Here is a 3,862-nt window from a genome sequence, read left to right on the forward strand (position 1 = left end):
GTTCTCATGTAGCAAATGCTTCCTTCATGGTATCTTTAAGCCATCAAGGTAAAGGATTTGGTAGAAAAATGGGAATTAATTGCCTTAAGGAAGCAAAAAAAGCCGGCTTTAAGGCAATCCAATTTAATTTTGTGGTTTCTACCAATACTGGAGCAATTAAGCTATGGAAGGATTTGGGATTTGAGATCGTTGGGACATTACCTAAAGCTTTCAACCATATGGAGTTAGGGTTAGTAGATGCTTACGTAATGTATAGATTTTTAGACGATATTCAATTATAAATGAATAAATAAATATTTAATCAATAGTGATATAGAATAAATGCTTAGGACAATAAACATAATTTTTTCAAGTTTGCTATTGGTCTTAATGGTAATTGGTGAAGATATATTGCTGCCTAAAGGGAAAAATATTTTTATTCCCATAGGGGTAAAGAAATCTGCCACTAAATGGCATATATATCCTATAATAAAACCAGAATATATAGGGTACAGCCCACAGTTTTTTGCACATATTTTAACTATAGTTGTAGATACAAGAAAACCTACTATACTGTGGGTAAAACCTCTATGGGAGGATATTCCTATAAGTAAGGATATTATTCCCAGCAATATAAAGGGTTTACTACCTTTAGTTAAATAATAATATATAATAATACTTCCAAATGTTAAGTAAAACAAAGCTCTATAAAAATTATTATTTATCAGTAATAATTTTTGATTTAATTTACTCTTAGGGTGATCTAAATCAGGAACCAAAGATCCAACTATTGAAGATAAAACTATAATCAGTTGATTTTCTATGGGCTGTTCAATAGATAAAGTTAATGCTGTTGCTATTCCTATTGCTACATGGGTTTGTCCTGTCATAAAAGCTCCTCTCTAATGTCATAAAGAATGAATTAAATTAACGTGACTTGTTATATTATAACTTGTTTAGAACATACATTCAAGTATAAAACAGGAAACAAGGGATGGCTAAATCTGGGAATAAAAAGCGACAACAAAAGGCTTGCTGTCGCAAATTTTTGTGGTTATTTAATTTTATTAGCAGGAATTTCCTGGGCATTTTGATATAGTATTAGATGAGTTACATTGCCAGTATCATCTTTTTGGAAAGTAATTTTAGCATCTACCACTTTATAAAAGAATTCTTCTTCTGACTCAGGAAATATTTCAAATTTATCTTGGTCAGTAAGCTGGGCATAGAGGCTGTTATCTTCCTTTGTAATTTTAATGATTACATTTGGAGCTAATTCGTATTCTCCTACATAATTATCATATACTTTAGGGTCTATTTCTATTTCCTTTTTTTCTTCTATATTTTCTACTCTTTTGCAAACAAAGGTCATACCTAGTTGTTCAAGGACAAGTTCAGTTATCTTTTCTTCTTCATCTTTAACAAATTCTATTCTAATGTCTACGTCTTTAGCAAAGAACCTGTTATTTGATAGAGGTAGTATTTCAAAAGCATTTTGGCTCGTAACTTGGGCATATAATTTATCCTCTATTTTGGTTATATTTATATATGTGCCATCTATAAATTCATACTTTCCGATATAATTATCATATAAATTTGGATCCTCTATTTCAATTTCCTTTAAAACCTCAGGCATTTCATAATCTTTGTCAAGGACTATAGAAGTTAAGGCGTTTGTTAAAGATGTAGTATCATAATAGGCACTATTTGTAAGGATAACAATAACTAAGTCTTTTTCTGGATAACGAGCTATATTAGCAGTAAAGCCCATAGTATTGCCACCATGGAAAATTTGTCTTCCCATATCAGTATCAGCAATCATCCAACCATAACCATAACTTCCTGCACCAGGCATAGTTATATATTCTGTAAATATTTTATCTAAAGTTTCTTTCTTTACGAGCTGTTCTGTACTTAAAGCTCGGTCCCATCGATATAAATCTTCAACTGTAGAATATATATTTCCTGCACCATAGGCCTGGGTTAATACCAACTCATCATCTACAGGATATACTTCTAAAAAGCCTGTATAAGGAGTAGCGTCAGGGAATTGGTTGTCTTCAATATAATATGAACCTGTATTTGACATATTAAGAGGAGTAAATATATTTTTTTGTAAATACTCTTCTAAAGACATATCTGTTATCTTTTTAACTATCATACCTAGTAATACATAATTGGTATTGCTATAGCTAAACTCTTTTCCAGGTTCAAATTCTAAAGGTAGATTTTTTATAAGTTCTATTGTTTTCATAGGGTCTTTATTATTAAAATCAATATCTAAGAACTCGCTTAAGTTTGTATAATTTGTTAAACCTGATGTATGGGTTAATAGATTGTGAATGGTGATTGAATCTCCATTTGGAAAATCAGGGAAGTATTTTGAAATTTTATCTTCCACACTTAGTAATCCTTTTTCATTAAGCTGCATAATAGCTATTGCAGTAAATTGTTTTGTAATAGAGCCAATAGCAAATTTAGTTTGAGATATATTGTTTGTATTTTGCTCAAAATCAGCAAAACCATAGCCTTTATTAAGAAGTACTTCACCATCTTTAGCTACCAATACACTACCATGAAAATTTTGATGTTTTTCAAGGGCTTTTATATAAGCATCTAGTTCAGCTTGTTTATCTTTATCCTTCGATATAGTAAAAAAGGACTCGTTTTTCTCCTCTGGTTGATTAATTTTTAGAACCTGGTGCTTACCATTCCATCCTATAACTAAACCTAGAGCATTGCTGAATAATTCTATTGGTACAAAGGTTTTAGTTTCTTTTAGAATGGGTGGAGATTTTAATACTAGAATTTCTCCATTTAAATCAACCTTTGTCTCACCAATTTTTAGTTCAATAATTTGGGAGCCTTTGGAAAGGGTAATACTTCGAGTATTGCCATCCCAATTAACTTTGTATTCCAATTTTTCAGCTATCTCACGTAAAGGAAGCATTATTTGATTATTTTCAGTTGTAATTATCTTATCTTCTAGAGAAACTTTCTTTTCATCTAATAGAATATTTATGTTAGCTTGAGGGGTTCCCAATGTAGTAGCAGGAATACCCAATAATAAGCTTATTAGTAATACTATTGATACAATTCTTCTTGATATGTTCATCTTTTATCCCTCCATACTATTTAGATTAACCAATAATTACCTATGGTCATAATATTATTATAACATAGGAGTAGCTATTAAAAAAACTAAAACCCCAGAGATTTTCTGGGGTTTTAGTTTATATTAAATTTTGGCTCTACTATAGGAATAAGGCCATTCTATATCATGATTTAATTTACTAGCAGCTTGTAAAGGCCAGTAAGGATTTCTTAATAATTCTCTACCTAGAAATATGAAATCAGCCCTATTGTTTTTTAAGATTTCTTCAGCCATATCTGGTTCTGTAACCAATCCTCCAGCGATGACTGGTAAATTGGTTCCCTTTTTAATTATTTCTGCAAAAATAATTTGATAACCTGGGTAAACATCAATCCTAGCAGGAACTACTCCTCCTGAACTTATATCTATTATATCTATGCCTTCATCTTTTACAATATTGATTATTTCTACTAAATCTTCTGGATGATTTCCATCTTCTACATATTCTTCAGCAGAAACCCTCAGGATTATAGGTTTGTTTTCAGGCCATACGGTTTTGATTTCTTGAGTTATTTCCTTTAAGAATCTAACTCTATTTTCTATGCTACCTCCATATTCATCTTTTCTTTTATTAGTAAGAGGGGATAAAAATTCATTGATTAAATATCCATGAGCTCCATGGATTTCAATAGTATCAAATCCAGCTTCATTAGCTCTCCTTGCCCCTTCCTTAAAAGCATTTATTACAAATTTTATATCATCTATAGTCATTTCTTCTGGAGTGGGATA

4 protein-coding genes are annotated in these 3,862 nt (G+C 30.9%); 1 reads left to right on the forward strand and 3 read right to left on the reverse strand.

Annotated elements, in window-relative coordinates:
• Nucleotides 1-281: GNAT family N-acetyltransferase (locus VK998_RS12165; protein WP_325228726.1), on the forward strand; the 281-nt coding region annotated here is incomplete at its 5' end.
• Here VK998_RS12165 and VK998_RS12170 read toward each other — a convergent pair.
• The 3 genes from VK998_RS12170 to VK998_RS12180 all read right to left on the reverse strand — a co-directional run.
• The gene (locus VK998_RS12170; RefSeq protein WP_325228729.1) at nucleotides 276-869 is read right to left on the reverse strand and encodes a metal-dependent hydrolase; all 594 of its coding nucleotides are present in this window, start codon (nucleotides 867-869) and stop codon (nucleotides 276-278) included. The genes VK998_RS12165 and VK998_RS12170 overlap by 6 nt on opposite strands.
• 164 nt (nucleotides 870-1,033) lie before the next feature.
• Nucleotides 1,034-3,094, reverse strand: coding sequence for a serine hydrolase (locus VK998_RS12175; protein ID WP_325228731.1), 2,061 nt, complete (start codon nucleotides 3,092-3,094; stop codon nucleotides 1,034-1,036).
• A 123-nt stretch (nucleotides 3,095-3,217) separates the two neighbouring features.
• Nucleotides 3,218-3,862: oxidoreductase (locus VK998_RS12180; RefSeq protein ID WP_325228733.1), on the reverse strand; the 645-nt coding region annotated here is incomplete at its 5' end.

It is taken from the genome of Schnuerera sp., from assembly GCF_035459645.1.
Classification (GTDB): domain Bacteria; phylum Bacillota; class Clostridia; order Tissierellales; family Tepidimicrobiaceae; genus Schnuerera.